A 15,112-nucleotide genomic window follows, 5' to 3' on the forward strand; every position below is an offset into this window, starting at 1 on the left:
CGGCCGCCTCAACCGAACTACCCGTCGTGAGGCATCTCGAGAAGCACCGCCGGGCGGGCGTCCTGGCCGCCGCCGTCGCCACGGGTGTGCTGTGCGCGGCTTCCCCCGCCGCCGCCGACGTGACGGTCAGCCCGCCGACCGCGCCCCAGGGCAGCGGCACCAACGTGACGTTCCGGGTGACGAACACCGCCCAGAGCGCGATCACGCGGGTGAAGCTCGTCCTCCCCGCGGACCAGCCGGTCGCCGAGGTCTACCCGCTCTCGGTCGACAACTGGGCGCCGCAGATCGTCCAGCGCGACCTCGACAAACCGCTGACCAGCATCCACGGCGGTCAGCCGGTGACCGAGACCGCGTCCGCGATCGTCTGGATCGCGATGCCCGGCAAGTCGCTGGCCCCGGGCAAGTCGGCCGACCTCGCGGTCGCCCTCGGCCCGCTGCCGGTCGAGACCACACAGATGAGCTTCGCCGTCGAGCCGACCTACGCGGACCCGGCCAAGGGTGCGGCCATGCCGCCCGCGCAGCTGGCGCTCACCCCGGCGGTCCCCGGCCAGGAGGGTGCCGCTCACGGTGGCCACTCCGGTACGGGAACCAGCGGCACCAGTGACGCCGACGCCGCTCTCTTCGCGGCCCTGCTCGACGAGAACGACGGCCCGGGCTTCTGGACGATCGCCGGCTGGGTCGTGGCTGCCCTGGCCGCGGCCGCGGGTGTGATCGCGGTGCTGCGGTCCCGCCGACGCAACGAGCCGGCCGCCTCCGACGACTCCTCGGAAGACCCGCCCAAGGAACTCGTCGGTGCGGCGCCCCGAGTCACGTCCTGGAGTTACAAGGACGGCCCGGCCGAGTAAAGAGACGTCCCGCGCAAGGTGGTCGCGGGTGTGTCGTGCTGATGCGCGTGGGGCGCGGAACACGACCAGCGGGTGGGGTCCAGGGCAAGACCCACGACCTGCACAGGGTGGGGCGGGAAGGTTCGGCTTCCCGCCCCCCTATTTTTTGCTCTAGACCGAGACTGTCCGCGGGGTCTTCAGGGCGTCGATGATTTCGGCCAGGACCCGGGGTGAATCCTCGTGGGGCACCTGGCAGGTGCCTGCAGCCAGGTGACCGCCGCCGCCGTAGCGGAGCATGACCTCGCCGATGTCGACCGGGGACGTGCGGTCGAGGATCGACTTGCCGCAGGCGAAGACCGTGTTGAGCTTCTGCCGGCCCCAGATGATGTGCACCGACACCCGGGCCTCGGGGAACAGCGCGTAGACCATGAAGCGGTTGCCGGCGTGGATGGTCTCCTCCTCGCGCAGGTCGACCACGACCACGTCACCCTCGACGTGGCTGACCCGCTTGAGCTGCTCCACGAACATCGCCGAGCAGTCCTTGTACAGCTCGGCGCGTTCCTTGACGTCCGGGAGCTCGAGGATCTCCTCGACCGACTGCAACTGCAGGCAGGCGTCGATGAGCAGCATCATCAGCTGGTAGTTCGAGATCCGGAACTCGCGGAAGCGGCCCAGCCCGGTCCGGCTGTCCATCAGGAAGTTCATCAGGGTCCAGCCCTGCGGGTCCAGGATGTCCTCGAGCGCGTACTGCGCCGAGTCGGCCTGGTCGACCGCGCGCATGAGCTCGTCGGAGATCTCCGGGAACCGCTCGGCGCCGCCGTAGTAGTCGTAGATCACCCGCGCGGCCGACGGTGCGTCCGGGTCGATGATGTGGTTCGACCGATCACCCTTGTTACGCAGCGTCTCCGAGTGGTGATGGTCGAACACCAGGTGAGCGCCCGGGGCGAACGGCAGGTTGGTCAAAATGTCACGTTCGGTGACCGCGATCGCGCCGTCCTGCACGTCCTTCGGATGGACGAAGGTGATCTCGTCGATCATGTCGAGCACGCGCAGCAGAACGGCGCACACCAGGCCGTCGAAGTCGCTGCGGGTCACGAGCCGATACTTCACGAAAATCTCCCTCTGCCGATTGGCACCTTACCCTCCAGTTTGCCACTTTTGCGGCTATGGCCCTGGTCGCATCGGCGTACAGGTTTGATCCAGGACCCCTCGCGCTGCGTAAAGTTCACACGGAAGCTCACGTACGCGGTCGGAGGAAGACCTGACGATGGACAACGTTCCCCAGCTCGCACAGGACCGCAACGCCCCGCCCGCCACGCTGGTGATCTTCGGCGCGTCCGGCGACCTCACCCGCCGCAAGCTGCTGCCGGCCGTGGAGAGCCTGGCCCGGCACAACCGCCTGCCCGGCGAGTTCGCCCTGGTCGGCGTCGCGCGGACGCCGATGGAGGACCACCAGTTCGCCGAGAGCGCTCTCGGCGGCCGCAGCCTGGCGGACAAGGCTCAACTCCAGGGCGGAATCAGGTACGTATCGGGCGGCTACGACAACCCCGAGACCTACAAGCGCCTCGCCGAGGTGCTCGACGAGCTGGACGCCACCCGTGGCACCTCCGGCAACCGCATCTTCTACCTCTCGACGCCGGCCGAGGCGTTCGAGCCGGTCATCAACGGTCTGGCCGGTGCCGGGCTCAACCACCCCCGCGAGGGCTCCTTCTCGCGGCTGGTGATCGAGAAGCCGTACGGCAACGACCTGCGCACGGCGCACGAGCTCGACGCCGTCGTGCACGCCGCGTTCGACGAGCCGAACGTCTTCCGCATCGACCACTACCTGGGCAAGGACACGGTCCAGAACGTCCTCGCGCTGCGCTTCGCCAACGCGATCTTCCAGCCCATCTGGAACCGGTCCTGGGTCGACCACGTGCAGATCACCGTCGCGGAGACCCTCGGCGTCGGCAGCCGCGGCGGCTTCTACGAGCACGCGGGCGCGATGCGCGACATCGTGCAGAACCACGTGCTCCAGGTCCTGGCGCTCTCGCTGATGGAACCGCCGGCCTCGTTCGACGCCGAAGGGCTGCGCAACGAGAAGGTCAAGCTCCTCCAGGCGATCCGGCTGCCCACCGACCGCGACATCGCCGACCTGGCGGTCCGCGGCCAGTACACCCGTGGCGGCACCCGCGAGGACCTGATGGCGGGTTACCGCGACGAGGTCGGCGTGGACCCGCTGTCGCGCACGGAGACGTACGCCGCGATGCGGCTCAACGTCGACAACTGGCGGTGGGCCGGGGTGCCGTTCTACGTGCGTACCGGGAAGCGGCTGCCCGCCCGGGTGACCGAGGTGGCGTTGCAGTTCCAGCGGCCGCCGCACCTGCCGATCCCGACCAACCAGCTCACCGAGCTCGACGCCGACGCGCTGATCCTCCGGATCCAGCCCAACGAGGGCATCTCGCTGCGCTTCGGCGCCAAGGTCCCCGGACACTCGTTCCGGGTGCGCACGGCCAGCATGGACTTCTCGTACGAGCAGACGTTCCGCGAGGAGTCCCCCGAGGCCTACGAGCGGCTGCTGCTCGACGCGCTGCTGGGCGACCCCACGCTGTTCATCCGCACCGACGAGGTCGAGCAGTGCTGGCGCATCGTCGACCCGATCATCGAGCACTGGAAGAACGACATGTCGCCGATCCCCACGTACGAGGCTGCCTCGTGGGGACCGACGGATGCCGACCGCCTGATCGGCCGCAGCGGCCGCAAGTGGCGGAACGAGATCTGAGCTACGACGCCGATCGGGCCTTCAGCACGTCGAGGGCCCGGTCGGCGTGCTCGTTCATGTCCCGCTCGCTGTGGATGACCTCGAGCACCGTACGGTCGGTGTCGATCACGAAGGTCACGCGCTTGACGCTCAGCGGGCCCAGCGGCAGCTTCCGCTTGATGCCGAACGCCTCGGCCGCGGAACTGGCCGGGTCCGACAGCAGCGGGTAGTCGAAGCCGTTCAGATCGGCGAACTTCTTCTGCTTCTCCACCGGGTCACGGCTGATGCCGACCCGCTGCGCGCCGGCCTGGGCGTACTCGGCGGCGAGGTCCCGGAAGTTGCAGGCCTCGGCCGTGCAGCCGCTGGTCATGGCCGCGGGATAGAAGAACAGGACCACGGGCCCGTCCGCCAGCAGGGTGCTCAGCCGCCGCGGGGTGCCGGTCTGGTCGGGAAGCTCAAAATCAGGGGCCTGGTCACCCTTGTCGATGCTCACCTGATCAACGCTACCGCGACCTGATTCTGCCGGCGGGCGAGTCCTCGCCTAGGGTGGAGACACCCACCGATACGTGTCCCGACCAACCCGGCTGACCCCTGCCCGCCCCCGACGAAAGCGACACCGCCATGCAGGTCTCGGTCGCGCACCACCCACCCAACACGGCCGTACTGACACTGCGCGGCTCCCTCGACATCGACACCGCGCCGTCCCTGAAGGCCAACCTCGGCCGTCTCGTGGAACGCCCCGCCCCCCGCGTCGTCGTCGACCTCTCCGGCCTCGACTTCTGCGACTCGATGGGCGTCGGCGTCCTGGTCACGGCCCACGGCCGCGCCATGGAACGCGGCGGCTGGGTCCGCCTCGCCGCCCCCTCGGGCTTCCTGCGCCGCCTGCTGGAAACCCTCGGCCTGGTCGACTACCTCTCGCTGCACACCGACGTCGAGACCGCGCTCAAGGAGTGACCCGATCCGGGTGCCCCAGCGCCCGGACCGGTCAGTCCGCTTATGGATCAACCGCGTCGATGAGTCTGGCCAGGCCATCCTGTTCCCGCTTACGCTCGTAGGTGATCCACTGCTTTCCTTCAGCGGCTATCCCCTCGAGCACGTGCAGAGTGTTGTCCAAACCTGCGGCGTCGAGGGTCACCGCAGTGATGGTGCGGTCGTCCTCGCCGAGTTCCTTGGTGCGCGGCGGCGGTCCGGTCACAACCAGCTTGATCGAGTGGCTGTTGACAAGCGTCAGTTCGAGAGTCTTCTGGCCGTCGTCCGCCTCGGTCACATGTACGGCGGCAACCGCGTCGTAGCGGTAATTGATCCGCCGTCGATCGTGGAACTCAGCTGTCTCGAAGTTGAGATCGACCGCCATCTGCCGCACGCCGTCGATCGTGAGGATGAAGACCAGCAGGTTGTACCGCGAATAACGCAGCGGACCCTTGGGCACCCGGGCGCGCTTGTAGGGTCCGGCCGGCGGCGCCTCGATGAAGGCATGCGCGATGACATCGTGCGGCGCCAATTTGTAGTGCTGCATCCCGAGTTCGACGAGCGCCTTGTGGTCGCAGTCCAGCCAGTGCGCCATCTCCTGGTCCTTGGGCCGTGTCGCGAGCTTCGCCGCCCAGCGTTGGTGGGCCTCGGTGCGGGCAGTTAGGGCTTGATTCGCCTCTGCTTTCTCCACCGCGACACGACGTCGCTCCAATACAAGGGTCGACCACCCTCGGACCGTCGGCACTCCGCCGGTCACGAGAAGGATCGTCGCCAGGACAGCAGGCAGCGGGCGCGTCTGCAGGGCGTCCCAGACCAGCCGGGACACTGCGGCACCGAGAACACCGACGCCGAGGTAAAAGGCCAACCGGGTCGCCATCGGAATGCGGAGTTGATTCCGAAAGCTGTACAGCCCACCGGTCTGCCATTGTCGTTTCACATCGCTGACGAGAAACCTGATCAGCCATCCGACCTGCTTGGCATCGATATCCCGCTCGCGGTAGATCTCGACGACCTCGTTGCGGAGGGTCTGCCGGATGCCGCGTGTCTCGGCCAGCCAGACCGCCCGCTCCGCGCCGTCCGGGACATAGCGTCGAAAGTAAGTACGGAACTGACGGTCGACGCCGGATGCGAATTCGTAGCGATCTGGCGCTGGTTCGCGCGCGTTGTGCTCTGAGATCTGCCCCTCCTTGACGCGCCGTCGCCGCATGAGGTGCTGGCGATGCAGGCCGGCGAACGCAACCAGAGTGCCTGTCCCGAAAGCAATCAATAAGGTTCCGAGGGCTGCCGGCCAGGAGGCGTCCCAGGCAGCTACCGAGAGAAAGTAGCCGGAGGTCGCGGTCAGAAGGGTGGCCACCGACAAGAGGGCCCAGTCGCGTTTTCGAAAGCGAACCGGACGCGGCCAGAGGACTCGGGGACCGGCCGGATGCGGCTGGAAGAACTTCCAGACCCGGTCGACCCGGTATTCGGCCCGCCTGTCTCGCCGGGCTGTCTCGAAAGCACGCTTCCAGGTCCAGTCCTGGTGCGGGCCGGCCAGGAAGACCTTCAGGTTGCGCAGTACCTCCTCCCGCTGCTGGGAACCAAGATCATCGAATTCCTTGATGATGACGTTCAGATCGGTCCGGGCGGTGGACGGCGCGGCCTCCAGCAACCGGTTGATCACATGAATGGCGTCGGTCCACCGGTCCTGCGGCCTGTCTTGGACCCAGACCCGAGCCGACCGCAGGACGCTCAAGTCCTCGGGCGACAAATGCTGCAACGTCCGTCCGCTGAGCAGCGCCAGCATCAGATAGAAATAGGATTTGGTGTTGGCGTGCCCTTCCATCACTGCCCTGCTGATCAGCTTTCTGGCCTCGGACGGTACGCCTGCCCGGAGGTACCGCACGCCGACCAGGAACTTTCGTTCCGGTGGATCCGTCTCGGCCACTTGATAGATCGTGACCCCACCATGAACGGTGTCGGCTTGAACGCCAACGGTGGCCGAACCGTCCGCGCTGTTCACGGTGCCGGCCTTTGGGGCGGTCACGAAGCGCCTCGTAGCGCCGCGATGATGGCAGTGACCTTCGAAGCCAGATCGGTCCAGTCCAGCAGCAGGCCCCTGAGCTTCCGGAGCGCGAGCATCAGGCGACTCCCGGCCCCTTCGCCGGGAGCGGGAAGCAGCTCGGTGATGGTGTCGAGTTCCTGCTCCGCGGCGACGAACGTCTCACGGTCCACCTCGCCTGCGGCCTGGGCTTTACTGATCTGTTCGCGAAGCTCCGCGAGCTGTACGGGGATCTCAGGTGCGACGGACCGAGGTTGTTGCACCATGGAGATGCCGCCGTGGACAGTTCCGGCCTGTACACCGACCTGAGCGCTTCCCTTGGCGATGTTCCTGACGGTCTCGCTCATGGTTCTATTTCCGTCCTTCCGTGTCCGTTCGCGGTGTCGTTCGGTCTGAGCAAGTTCCTCGGCGAGGGCTATTGCGAACAGTGCTGCGTTGGCGGCCGCTGCGGGTTGCCAGTCCTCGGCGTCGGTGTCATTTTTCGTACCGTCAGCCCGGTCGCTGATGCCGCGCACCACGACGGCCGGGAGTGAGCGATTGAGGTGGGCGGCCTGGGCCAGACCGGCTGCCTCCATCTCGACTGCCAAGGCGTCGTTGTAGGTCTGCTTGATCCAGCGCGCATGGGCGGACACTGCAGAGTCCAAGACCACCTCGCCGGCGGCGATCGCACCGAACAGCACCTTCGGCGTGCGTTCTCCTTCCGGAAGCCCGCGTGCCCACGTGTCTGTGCGGGCAATGTGGTGGGCGATCTGGTCGCACTCATGGGGGATCTCCCAGGCGCGAGGGCGGGCTTTCAAACCGTCGTCCTCGCTGGTGCCGCCGTGATAGGCGTAGACCTGCGTCGCGACCACGACGTCGCCCAGGCTCATTTCCGGCCACAGGGCGCCGGCTATGCCGACAAAGAGCACCGCGGGTGGATCGAACTCGGCCATCGCCCGCTCGGCCAGGACAGCTGAATGGTGATTGCCCTTGCCGGTCAGCCCCAGTGCTACTCGGCAGCCGCCGACGCCGAGACGGCCGACCTCGAAGCGCGTGCCTGCCTGGTGGCGGTGGACCTCGATCTCGGTCAGATGCTCGCGGACAGCTTGATATTCGAGGTTGAGGGCGGTCAGGACGACGATCGGGCGGCTCTTCATCATTCGGCTCCCCGGTCGGCCGGACCATCGGCGGATCGCACCATGGGCGGATAGAGGTCGTGCCGTGGCCCGGACCGGTACGTCTTGGCGGGTCGCCCGTTCCCGGTACGCCGGGGAGGACCGTCTTCGAGGAGGAATCCCGGGATGCTCTGGACCTTGCGGTAGAAGTTCCGCGGATCGAGCGGGGTGCCCCAGACGGCCTCGTAGACCTGCTGGAGTTCCGAGATGGTGAAGACCTCGGTGCAGAAAGCCGTGCCGAGCGCCGAAGACTCCAGCTTGGACCGGGCGCGCTCGACACCGTCGCGGACGATCCTCAGGTGATCGAAAGCCAGTGTCACGTTCCCGGACAGAATCTGGTCGACCGGCGTCCAGCCCGCAGCGGCTGCGTCGGTCCCGGCGGTCGGCTCGGGAAGGCGAGGCGCTATCGCCAGATGAGCGACCGTGATCACTCGCCCGCGGGGGTCACGCCCGGGCTCGCCGTAAACGCCCAACTGCTCCAGGTGCGGCACCGCGGACAGCGACGCCTCTTCTCGTAACTCCCGGCGGGCAGCGGCGAGGATGTCCTCCTGCTCATGTCCGAGGAAACCGCCGGGAAGGGCCCACGCGCCCAGAAAGGGCTCGATCCCTCGTTGGACGAGCAGCACGTGCAGGCGCGAATCTCGCAGAGTCAAGATCACCAGATCTACTGCCAGCAGAACCCGGGGAGCTTCCCATCGATCGTCGTTCATGGATTGACCGTAGCTTTTTGTCAATATGACAAGAAGGGGCCGAGCCTGTCAGCTTCGGGCACCATTCCTGGCAGCATTGGCACGAACGGCACCTGGCCTGCCGGAAGCAGTGCCACGCCGGCTGGGCTCTCGCAGATGGCGCGAATCGATCAAACAGCCCGAAGGATTGTCGATCTCTCGGACTCTCAAATCCGCTCTCATGTCGCTCTCATGAGGGCGGAGGGATGGTCTTCCCCGTACCCACTCGGGAGGGAAGACGTCATGAAACGAAACACGCCGGTGCTCGCGCTGGCCACCGCTTCGGTGCTGCTGGCCGGGCTGGCCGGGTGCGGTGGGAAGAGTGATTCGTCCGGGGCCGCGGCGGCGCCGAAGAACACCAAGGTCGGGATTCTGCTGCCGGACACGGCGTCGTCGCCGCGCTGGGTGTCGGCCGATCCGAACGAGATCAACAAGCAGTGCATCGCGTACCAGCTGACCTGTTACGTCGACAATGCCAACGGGACCGCGAGTACGCAGCAGTCGCAGGCGCAGGCGCTGATCAATGCGGGGGTCGGCGTTCTGCTGCTCACCGATCTGGACCCCGGGTCGGGCAAGGCCATCCAGTCGCTGGCGCAGCAGCACAACGTCGTCACGATCGACTACGACCGGCTGACCTCCGGGGGCAGTGCGTCCTACTACGTGTCCTACGACAACGTGAAGGTCGGGGCGGACCAGGGGACGGCGCTGGCCGCGTGCCCGCAGGTCAAGGGCAAGAGCAGCGTCGGGTACGTGGAGATCGACGGGGCGCCGACGGACAACAACGCGACGTTGTTCGCGCAGGGGTACAACTCGGTGCTGGCGAAGCAGGCCGGCTGGAAGAAGCTCGCCGACCAGACGGGCAACTGGGACGCCGCCACCGCGCAGACGGTCTTCACCACGATGCTCGGGCAGCACCCGTCGCTGAACGCCGTGATGGTCGCCAACGACACCATGGCGCAGTCCGTGATCAACGTGCTGAAGTCGCAGGGGCTGGCCGGCAAGGTCGCGGTCTCCGGTCAGGACGCCTCGGCCGGTGGCCTCGACAACATCATGGCCGGTACGCAGTGCTTCTCGATCTACAAGCCCGTCGCGGGTGAGGCCGACGTCGCGGTCAAGCTGGCGAGCCAGATCCTGGGCGGGCAGCGGCCCACCGCACCGGCGACGACCAAGGACCCGGTCACCGGGCGTGAGGTTCCCTCGTACCTGGCCACGCCGACCGTGATCACCAAGGCGAACGTGGCGCTGCCGGTCACCGACGGCTACCTGACCAAGGCCGCCGTCTGCACCACGTCGGCGCTGTCCAAGCTGTGCACCGCGAACGGCATCAAATGACCACGCCGACACTGCGGCTCAGCGGCGTGGAAAAGTCGTTCGGGCCGGTGCACGTGCTGAGCGCGGTGGACCTGACCGCGTACGCGGGTGAGGTCACCGCCCTGGTCGGCGACAACGGCGCCGGCAAGACCACGCTCGTCAAGTGTGTGGGCGGAAGTTACCGGGTGGACGCGGGCACCTTCGAGTTCGAGGGGGTGCCCCGGGAGGTCCACGGGCCCCGGGACGCCGCGCAGCTCGGCATCGAGATCGTCTATCAGGACCTGGCCCTCTGCGACAACCTCGACATCGTCCAGAACATGTTCCTGGGCCGCGAACGCCTGTCACGGCTGCGCACACTGGACGAGAACACCATGGAACGCCTGGCCGAGCAGACCCTCGCGGGGTTGTCGGTGCGGACGGTCCGCTCGGTGCGGCAGCTGGTCTCCAGCCTCTCGGGTGGCCAGCGGCAGACCGTCGCGATCGCCAAGTCGGTGCTCTCGGAGTCCAAAGTGGTCATCCTGGACGAGCCGACCGCGGCCCTCGGTGTCGCGCAGACCGAACAGGTGCTGGACCTGGTCCGCCGCCTCGCCGAGCACGGTGTCGCGGTGATCCTGGTGTCGCACAACATGAACGACGTGCTGCGCGTCGCCGACTCCATCGCCGTGCTCTACCTCGGCCGGATGGCAGCCCAGGTACGCCGGAAGGACGTGACACAGACGCAGGTCGTCGAGCTGATCACCGCCGGGCGGTCGGGGGACCTCGGGCTCTCCCCCGCCGAGTCGAGCGGGGCCGCAGTATGAGCGCCCAGACCGACGAGGTGGTCTCGCAGGACACCGGCGAACCGGTTGTCCGGGACACGAGCCTCGGCGCGTACGGACGGGCGTACCTGGGCCGGGTCCGCGGGGGTGAGCTGGGCTCGTTGCCGGCACTGGCCGGGCTGATCGTGATCACCGCGGTCTTCTCGGTGGTGCACCAGGGGTTCCTGAGCGCGTACAACATCGAGGCCCTGGTGATCCAGGCCGCGCCGGTGATCATCATGGCGATGGGTCTGGTCTTCGTCCTGCTCCTCGGCGAGATCGACCTGTCGGCGGGCACGACCGGCGGGCTGTGCTCCGCGATCATGGCGGTGCTCATCCTGCGGCAGGGCGCACCCTGGGAACTCGCCGTGCTGGTGGCGCTGATCGGCGGCCTGGCCGTGGGGCTGGGCATCGGCTGGCTGCGGGCGCGGGTCGGCATCCCGTCGTTCGTCATCACGCTGGCGACGTTCCTGGCCTTCCAGGGCGTCACGCTGATCCTCATCGGCGGTCAGGGTTCGGTGATCCTGCCGGACGGGTCACCGCTGATCAGCATCGAGAACGGCTTCGTGCCGATCTGGGCCGGCTGGGTGCTGCTCGCGGTCGTCGTCGCCGGGTACGCCGGGGTGAAGCTCAACGACGCCGCCGGCCGGCGGCGGGCCGGACTCGTGCCCACTCCCCTCGCTGTCCTCGGTGTCAAAGTGGGCACCCTCGCGATTTTGGGGGCCGTGTTCACGTACGAAATGGGTCGGAACCGGAATTTGACCGTCAACGCCTTTTTTGCCAACGAGGCGCGCGGGATGCCCTGGGTTGTCGTGCTGATTCTGGTGCTGTTCACGGTCTGGCATTTTGTGCTCAGCCGGACCCGCTACGGCCGGCACGTCTACGCGGTCGGCGGCAATGAGGAAGCCGCGCGACGGGCCGGAGTGGCGGTGTCCCGGATCCGCATCTCGGTCTTTGTGATCGGTTCGGCAATGGCCGCGATCTCGGGCATCACCGCCGCGTCATTGCTCCAATCGGTCCAGTCGAATGCGGGCGCGGGAAACACCCTGCTGCTGGCAGTCGGCGCAGCAGTTATCGGCGGCACGTCGCTCTTCGGCGGTCACGGCCGCATGATCGACGCGGTGCTGGGCGGCCTGGTCGTCGCCGTGATCACCAACGGCATGAGCGACCTGATCCAGGGCGCGAACTCCGCCGGCTACGAATGGGTCGTGACGGGCGCGGTCCTGCTGCTGGCAGCGGGTTTCGACGCGGTCGTCCGCCGCCGCAACCGGACCACGTGACCGTACGGTGTTGCTGGGCAGGCCCGCCGGGCCTGCCCAGCACCGTTCACGGCAGGTGAACCACGGTGAAGCGGTTGCCGACAGGCGTGGAATTGGCGAAGGGGATCCCGTCGCGCTCAATGTTGTTGGGATAGAGGCTGAGAGCCCCGTCGGTGCGGACGCCCAGCACGTCGGAGTAACCGTCGCCGGTCACGTCGCTCAACCGCAGATTCGAGACGGCGTTCCAGCCCTCTCCGATGGGAACGGCCGTGTTGTACGGCGTCCCGTCCCGCTTGATGTTGTTGGGGTAATACGCGAGTTTCCCGTCTGCGGTGGCGGCAAGAAGCTCGGCGTACCCATCACCCGTGATGTCACCGGCGGTGAGCTTGGCCGTCGCTGCAAAGCCCTGGCCGACCGGTGTGGAATTGGCGAACGGGATACCGTTGTCACGCCCGATGTTGTTGGGGAAAAGGTGCAGCCGGCCGTTGGACGTGGTCGTGAGCAGATCGGCAAAACCGTCACCGCTGACGTCCGCGAGCAGAATGCGGGTCGTGTCGGCAAAACCCTGACCGAACACGGTGGGAGTGCCGTACGGCTTGCCGTCGCGCTTGATGTTGTTGGGGTAATACGCGAGCTTGTTGTCGGCGGTGACCGCGAGCAGATCGGCGTAGCCGTCACCACTGATGTCGGCCGAGCTGATCAGGCCGGGCTTGGCAAAACCGCGGCCGACCTCGACACCGTCGCCCTGGAACGGGACGCCGTCACGCCCGATGTTGTTCGGGTAGTACCAGAGTGTCTTGTCGGCGCGGACGGTGAGCAGGTCGCCGAACCCGTCACCACTGACGTCGACCACCGTGCCCGTCGGGCGGTGCGTGACACCGCTCCACCACGACGTCTGCTGGCGAGCCCCGGCCCAGGTGAAGCTGAAGTGGACATGGTTGGTGTGGCAGTCACCAGGCTCGCCGTTGCACGGGTAATTGCGCCAGCCCTCGGTGTGCCGGGCCTGGCTCCAGATGCGCCGGTTCCAGATGATGTACATGACACCGAGGCGCCGGGCGTTGGCCGCCTGGTTGCCGTAGCGGTCGGTCGCCAGCAGCCACGCGATGATCTCCTCGGCGTCGGCGCGCTGCCCGGAGTCGTTGTAGTTGAGGATGTAGTCGAGCGCGCGACCCTCGTGGTGCTCGCTCCTCGACCCACCGCACGCCCGGCTGATGTTCTCCGCCGATGCGTGCCGGCCGTACGTGTCGTTGAGCAGATTCATGAACGCGGTGGTGCCGGGCTTGTTGACCGGGTCGCAGGTGTCGGCCTGATCGTCGGGCGCCCAGTTCTCGATGTCCGCGCCGAACGAGGGTGTCGGCGGCGCGGCCGCGGCGGGCGAGACCCCGACCGCCAGTCCAGCCGCGGTGACGGTGGTGGTCACCAGGGTGATGAGGACACGTCTGAGGACGATTGGAAGCACTGTCGATCTCCCCGTTTCTCCGAGCGGCGGTCGAGGGCCGCCACCGATGGTCGACACCATATGTCGACGATCGTCGATGCGCTGTCCCGTGCTCGATCGGGTGGGATGTGGGGCGGGACGGGGGACGGGGAGTCGGTTCGGCCTATTGTTCGGCATGCCCGAAACGCGGATCACACGTCGGGAGAGGCGTGCCATTGCCGCCGAATGGCGCCAGGTTCCGTTCCGGACCCGGCTCGAAGTGGCGCGGCTGGCCAAGCAGGGTGAGCGGCACCCGGACGACGGTGTCGACGCCGTTGCGGTGAGAGTCTCGCGGATGGCGCTCGAAGAACCGTCGTCGTCCTTTTTTCACACGACTGCCTTCGGGGTTCTGCTCACCTTGACGCTGCTGGCCATTGCCGTGCTGTGGGACGACACCTTTCCTCGGTGGTGCGCGGGTCTCGGCGGCAGCGCCTGTTTTGTTCTTCTGGTTTTCAACTGGGATCTCAAGCGCGACGCCAGAAGGATTCTGGCTGTCCCTAGGCACCGTTCCTGAACGGTCCCGGGAGTCGCACCGTGACCACCGCGCCGTCGGTCGGGGCGTTGCGGGCGGTGGCGGTGCCGCCGTGGGCGATGGCGATCGCGCGGACGATGGAGAGGCCCAGGCCGGAGCCCGGGGCGGCCGAGCGGGCCGGGTCGCCACGGACAAAACGTTCGAAGGCTGAGGCGAGCACCTCCGGCGCGAACCCGGGGCCGTCGTCCGACCACTCCAGGACGGCCGCGCCGGTTTCGGTGCCGATGCGGACGTCCGCCCTGGTCGCGCCGGCTGCGGTGCTGTTCGCCGCGAGGTTGGCGATCACCTGGCGCAGGCGGTCGGCGTCGGCCTCCACCACCACCGGCTCCCCGCGTACGGACACAGGCATCCTCGCCTCGGCCCGGACCAGGTCGGCGAGATCGACGGGTTCGCGGTGCACCACCAGGGAACCGCCGCGTTCGCGGGCCAGCACCAGCAGGTCCTCGGTGAGCCGGGCCAGCCGGGCGACCTGATCCTGGGCGGCCCGCAGCGACTGCTCGACCTCGGCCGAGTCGTCGAGGGCGGACAGTGCCAGGTCGATCTCGCCGCGTAGCACCGCGACCGGTGTACGCAGCTCGTGGCTGGCGTCGTCGACGAAGGCCCGCTCCCGCGCGAAGGACACCGCGAGGCGGCCGAGCATGTCGTCCAGGGTGGCCGCGAGCCGGGCGATCTCGTCGGAGCCGGACACCGCCGGCAGGCGGCGGGCACTGTCCAGGGTCGAGATGGCCGCCGCCTCGCGGGTCAGCGCGTCGACCGGACGCAGTGCGGCCCGCACCAGCAACCAGCCGAGAGCGGCGAGTACGGCGACCAGCACGGGTGCCGCCACCAGCAGCACGGTGAGCTGGCGGTCGCTGCCCCGCTCCACGCCGCCGGACGCCACCGCCACGGCCAGGACCTCACCCGTGGCGCCGACCGGCTCGGCGAGCAGGCGCACGCGTACGGGACCGGACCGGTAGCCGATCGGCAGCTGCGTGCGTACCAGGGAAGGGGTTGTGGTTGCACGGACCCGGGCGGGATCGAGGAGCGGGCCCGGCAGGGAGGAGGTGCCGGTCAGCAGCGCGCCGTCGGTGGCGAAGAGCTGCGCCATCGGATCGGCGGCGACGGCCGTGCGGTCACCGGCGGCGATCCCGCTGATCAGGTCCGCGGCCCGGCCCCGCAGGTCGGCGTCGACGGCGGCGGTGAGCTGCCTGTCCAGGGCGAGGTAGAGCAGGGACAGGCCGAGTGCGAGAACGACCGACGTGCCGGCGGCGAAGAGGATCACCAGGCGCGAGCGCAGAGACATC

Annotated in this window: 14 protein-coding genes; 7 read left to right on the top strand and 7 right to left on the bottom strand. The window is 67.9% G+C overall.

Going from position 1 to position 15,112, the window contains the following annotated elements:
* The first annotated feature begins 26 nt into the window (after positions 1-26).
* Positions 27-845 (top strand): DUF1775 domain-containing protein, encoded by an 819-nt coding sequence (locus AFR_RS43905; RefSeq protein WP_052359461.1) that lies wholly within the window; start codon positions 27-29, stop codon positions 843-845.
* A 150-nt stretch (positions 846-995) separates the two neighbouring features.
* Here AFR_RS43905 and AFR_RS25570 read toward each other — a convergent pair whose 3' ends face one another.
* On the bottom strand, positions 996-1,934 hold the full coding sequence (locus AFR_RS25570; RefSeq protein ID WP_023363963.1) for a DHH family phosphoesterase: 939 nt from the start codon (positions 1,932-1,934) through the stop codon (positions 996-998).
* Between the two features lie 157 nt (positions 1,935-2,091).
* Here AFR_RS25570 and zwf point away from each other — a divergent pair, with 157 nt between their 5' ends.
* Entirely contained in the window at positions 2,092-3,585 is a 1,494-nt protein-coding gene (gene zwf / locus AFR_RS25575; protein WP_023363965.1) for a glucose-6-phosphate dehydrogenase, read from the top strand.
* 1 nt (position 3,586) lies between these two features.
* Here zwf and AFR_RS25580 read toward each other — a convergent pair whose 3' ends face one another.
* Complete coding sequence (locus tag AFR_RS25580) at positions 3,587-4,057, bottom strand: peroxiredoxin (protein ID WP_023363967.1); 471 nt, start codon at positions 4,055-4,057, stop codon at positions 3,587-3,589.
* A 128-nt stretch (positions 4,058-4,185) separates the two neighbouring features.
* Here AFR_RS25580 and AFR_RS25585 point away from each other — a divergent pair, with 128 nt between their 5' ends.
* Complete coding sequence (locus AFR_RS25585; RefSeq protein WP_023363969.1) at positions 4,186-4,518, top strand: STAS domain-containing protein; 333 nt, start codon at positions 4,186-4,188, stop codon at positions 4,516-4,518.
* 40 nt (positions 4,519-4,558) lie between these two features.
* On the opposite strand, the gene AFR_RS25590 is transcribed toward AFR_RS25585, so the two are convergent.
* Genes AFR_RS25590 through AFR_RS25600 form a run of 3 tightly spaced genes read right to left on the bottom strand, consistent with a single transcriptional unit; the run spans position 4,559 to position 8,435 of the window.
* On the bottom strand, positions 4,559-6,556 hold the full coding sequence (locus AFR_RS25590) for a hypothetical protein (protein WP_023363971.1): 1,998 nt from the start codon (positions 6,554-6,556) through the stop codon (positions 4,559-4,561).
* Positions 6,553-7,707: a 5'-methylthioadenosine/S-adenosylhomocysteine nucleosidase family protein gene (locus AFR_RS25595; protein ID WP_023363973.1), complete on the bottom strand. Its 1,155-nt coding sequence runs from the start codon at positions 7,705-7,707 to the stop codon at positions 6,553-6,555. The genes AFR_RS25590 and AFR_RS25595 overlap by 4 nt, the downstream gene beginning before the upstream one ends.
* A complete protein-coding gene (locus AFR_RS25600; RefSeq protein ID WP_041841129.1) occupies positions 7,707-8,435 on the bottom strand; it encodes an NUDIX hydrolase in 729 nt (242 codons plus the stop codon). The genes AFR_RS25595 and AFR_RS25600 overlap by 1 nt, the downstream gene beginning before the upstream one ends.
* A 261-nt stretch (positions 8,436-8,696) precedes the next feature.
* Between AFR_RS25600 and AFR_RS25605 the strand changes: the two genes are divergently transcribed.
* From AFR_RS25605 to AFR_RS25615, 3 genes are read left to right on the top strand one after another with little or no spacing between them, the layout of a single operon-like run.
* Entirely contained in the window at positions 8,697-9,785 is a 1,089-nt protein-coding gene (locus AFR_RS25605; protein ID WP_023363978.1) for a sugar ABC transporter substrate-binding protein, read from the top strand.
* Complete coding sequence (locus tag AFR_RS25610; protein ID WP_023363980.1) at positions 9,782-10,564, top strand: ATP-binding cassette domain-containing protein; 783 nt, start codon at positions 9,782-9,784, stop codon at positions 10,562-10,564. Before AFR_RS25605 ends, AFR_RS25610 begins: the two co-directional genes overlap by 4 nt.
* Entirely contained in the window at positions 10,561-11,841 is a 1,281-nt protein-coding gene (locus tag AFR_RS25615; protein WP_023363982.1) for a sugar ABC transporter permease, read from the top strand. The genes AFR_RS25610 and AFR_RS25615 overlap by 4 nt, the downstream gene beginning before the upstream one ends.
* A gap of 46 nt (positions 11,842-11,887) precedes the next feature.
* Here AFR_RS25615 and AFR_RS43910 read toward each other — a convergent pair whose 3' ends face one another.
* Complete coding sequence (locus AFR_RS43910; RefSeq protein ID WP_023363984.1) at positions 11,888-13,279, bottom strand: FG-GAP repeat domain-containing protein; 1,392 nt, start codon at positions 13,277-13,279, stop codon at positions 11,888-11,890.
* 154 nt (positions 13,280-13,433) lie between these two features.
* Between AFR_RS43910 and AFR_RS25625 the strand changes: the two genes are divergently transcribed.
* Complete coding sequence (locus AFR_RS25625) at positions 13,434-13,811, top strand: hypothetical protein (protein ID WP_041841130.1); 378 nt, start codon at positions 13,434-13,436, stop codon at positions 13,809-13,811.
* Here the strand turns inward: AFR_RS25625 and AFR_RS25630 are convergent.
* Positions 13,795-15,111, bottom strand: a complete 1,317-nt coding sequence (locus tag AFR_RS25630; protein WP_023363988.1) for a sensor histidine kinase — start codon at positions 15,109-15,111, stop codon at positions 13,795-13,797. The two genes, AFR_RS25625 and AFR_RS25630, sit on opposite strands and share 17 nt — an antisense overlap.
* Position 15,112: the final 1 nt, after the last annotated feature.

The sequence above is a fragment of the Amorphoplanes friuliensis DSM 7358 genome (genome assembly GCF_000494755.1).
Classification (GTDB): Bacteria; Actinomycetota; Actinomycetes; order Mycobacteriales; family Micromonosporaceae; genus Actinoplanes; species Actinoplanes friuliensis.

Coding starts and splice junctions, on each gene's coding strand:
- AFR_RS25605 (WP_023363978.1), top strand. CDS start 8,697: ATGAAACGAAACACGCCGGTGCTCGCGCTGGCCACCGCTTCGGTGCTG.
- AFR_RS25610 (WP_023363980.1), top strand. CDS start 9,782: ATGACCACGCCGACACTGCGGCTCAGCGGCGTGGAAAAGTCGTTCGGG.
- zwf (WP_023363965.1), top strand. CDS start 2,092: ATGGACAACGTTCCCCAGCTCGCACAGGACCGCAACGCCCCGCCCGCC.
- AFR_RS25630 (WP_023363988.1), bottom strand. CDS start 15,111: ATGTCTCTGCGCTCGCGCCTGGTGATCCTCTTCGCCGCCGGCACGTCG.
- AFR_RS25615 (WP_023363982.1), top strand. CDS start 10,561: ATGAGCGCCCAGACCGACGAGGTGGTCTCGCAGGACACCGGCGAACCG.
- AFR_RS25625 (WP_041841130.1), top strand. CDS start 13,434: ATGCCCGAAACGCGGATCACACGTCGGGAGAGGCGTGCCATTGCCGCC.
- AFR_RS25600 (WP_041841129.1), bottom strand. CDS start 8,435: ATGAACGACGATCGATGGGAAGCTCCCCGGGTTCTGCTGGCAGTAGAT.
- AFR_RS25585 (WP_023363969.1), top strand. CDS start 4,186: ATGCAGGTCTCGGTCGCGCACCACCCACCCAACACGGCCGTACTGACA.
- AFR_RS25595 (WP_023363973.1), bottom strand. CDS start 7,707: ATGAAGAGCCGCCCGATCGTCGTCCTGACCGCCCTCAACCTCGAATAT.